We start from the raw sequence: 2,382 nt of genomic DNA, 5'->3' as shown, positions 1-2,382 counted from the left end.
TGTCGAACGGAGATATGTCGCCAATTAACTATGAAAACTCTCTAAGGAAAGTGTCCGGTTGGAGTTGACCAGAACACTCTCAATACTATTATTGAGAGACTTTACTTGCCGTTGTTCGACATCCTCCCGCAGTCGTCCCTCCTTCTTCAGGCGGGCAATCGCATGAGCATAAGAGGAATGCTTGTCGGTGTTTAATGTTTGCGGCTGTAACTCTGTTGGATAGTGGCGCAGACACCGTTTCAGGAACTGATAAGCCGCGTCTTTGTTACGCTTGTGGGAGAAATAGAAATCCAGAGTCTCACCTTGCTTGTTGATAGCTCGGTACAGATAATGCCATTTTCCTTTCACCTTTACATAGGTTTCATCGAGCTGCCACGAAGAGTCGGCTCGGATGAACTGACGACGGCGTAATTTCTTGCGTAATGCTGGGGCATACTCAATGAACCAACGATAAATGGTCGAACGGTTAACCGAAATTCCTCGCTCTTGCAGCATGTCGCTGAGGTTGGCGTAGCTCATTGGAGTTGAACCATACCAACGAATGCACCATAGGATAATTTCAGGGGCAAAATGTTTCCATTTGAATTCAGGGTGAGTCATTAAATAGCTGGATTAGATGAGGAAAGGAGAAATTCTGAATCTTTGCTGCATTTTTTGCAACAACCCCATTGAAAGAGCGTTTGCGCTACTTTAATGCGATTCTAGACACTGGTGCGATTAGTGTCTTTTTAAGATCTAGACCAAGTCGAGGGAGCTGGAGTAAGCATGCTATCCATTACGCACCACTTTACACTCAGCTAAAAGCTATGCAATCAACGATAAATAGCTATTATGGACTGCTTAGCCAAGCCAATCATTGTCAATTGAGAAAGCAAATATATCATAAAAATTTTGGCGAACTTAAACGTTATTTATTACCCAATAACTGTTATTACAATCACTTCACCATAAAGAAGGGTCTTCACTTTAATAAGATGGCTCCGGATACTTTATGTTGGCCTGAGACGCAGGATGCGTAGTTCGTGTTGCTCGGATTGTTGCTGTTGACGTTGCCATTGTTGAGGTTCACGTTGTAATAGTTAGAACCATCAGGATTCGCCGACCAATAGTTGTTGTTGGTCGGCCAACCGCGCGCGTTTGCATTTATTGTTTAACTCGAAGTGTTGCCTTTCGACTCGCTTCCCTTGAATACCCATAAGGTCATAAATGCCGATAACATACCAGGGCCCACATGTTAACACCTTAACGTTAACATTCTCTGAGCACGACATTGTCGCTATGTTCCCTGTTGATTTTCCGAGAACCATCTTATTAAAACGTTATATCGCTTGCTTGACAGCAATCAACAACCAATCTGATGAAGAGCTTGAAGCAATCGTCATCATCACTTTATTGACGATTGCTTCGGGTAAAAATAATCGAACATATCGACGATTTAACAGATCGTCATCACAAGGGTTACAAGGTAATTTCTCTTCAATATCGTCCATTTGAGCACGCTGCTCTTGCCTCCAAGACTCCCACTCAGAAAAATCGATGATTATTTCTAACTCAATAACAGCCTCTGTACCTATGTCAATTCCAGCTTGCTTTAATGATTCTATAGGAAGCCCACCATACAACACCTCTCTTCCATTCAATTTCTTAACCTTTTTCCTTAACACCTTCAATGTCGGTAATTGGTCCTGTTTAGATACCCACTGCTGCCAACCAAAGAGTGATTGCTCATAGAAACGTACAAACATCCCCTCTTTTATGCCAACAATACGTTGACTGCTTTCAACCAATGCTAATTTAGTTTCAATATTCACCTATCTTCCCCCTTTTAAAAAGTGCCAGATGCAACTCTGGCACTTCAGAAATTAAAACGTTAAACTCTAAACGCTCAACTTTAAGGATTTGAGACGCAGGATGCGTAGCCCGTGCTGCCCGGACTGAAGCTGGTGACGTTGCCATCGTAGAGGTTCACGTAGTAATAGTTAGAACCATCAGGAGTCGCCGACCAATAGCTGCCGTAGGTCGGCCAACCGCGCGCGGTAAACATATTACCAGATGCGTCGTATAGCTCCACTTTTAACTCGTCTCTTGTCGCTAAACGCCAGTTCGTCCGTCCGCCGAGACTAAGGGTGTTGTAGGTAGTACATAGTGCATTTGCGTTAGTCCAGTTGAATCGGTAGAAATCACCACTTGGGCCGTAAGTTCCATTTTCAGTATAAATACGGTCTGTAGCACTACCGCCAATGCTGTCTAAGTAGGCCACTGATGGTGAGTTGGTAAACAACTTACCGCTACCTATATCGAAGATGTCAATACATGTACCCGCCAAATCACATACATTCACATCCACCGTATTACTGGTCACGCCATCCTTCGTGGCCGTGA

Annotated in this window: 2 protein-coding genes and 1 pseudogene; all 3 read right to left on the bottom strand. The window is 43.7% G+C overall.

Annotation, left to right across the window (positions count from 1 at the left end; translation table 11 throughout):
* Nucleotides 1-75: 75 nt before the first annotated feature.
* Nucleotides 76-600, bottom strand: a pseudogene (locus tag MD535_RS25385) (IS6 family transposase); the annotation flags it as partial.
* Nucleotides 601-1,319: 719 nt separating this feature from the next.
* Nucleotides 1,320-1,811 (bottom strand): hypothetical protein, encoded by a 492-nt coding sequence (locus MD535_RS25380; RefSeq protein ID WP_265678063.1) that lies wholly within the window; start codon nucleotides 1,809-1,811, stop codon nucleotides 1,320-1,322.
* Between the two features lie 80 nt (nucleotides 1,812-1,891).
* Nucleotides 1,892-2,382 (bottom strand): Lcl domain-containing protein (locus tag MD535_RS25375; protein WP_265678062.1); only part of this gene is annotated, 491 nt, incomplete at its 5' end.

Source organism: Vibrio qingdaonensis (assembly GCF_026191675.1).
Taxonomy (GTDB): Bacteria; Pseudomonadota; Gammaproteobacteria; order Enterobacterales; family Vibrionaceae; genus Vibrio; species Vibrio qingdaonensis.
This window is presented reverse-complemented; position numbering and strand designations above follow the sequence as displayed.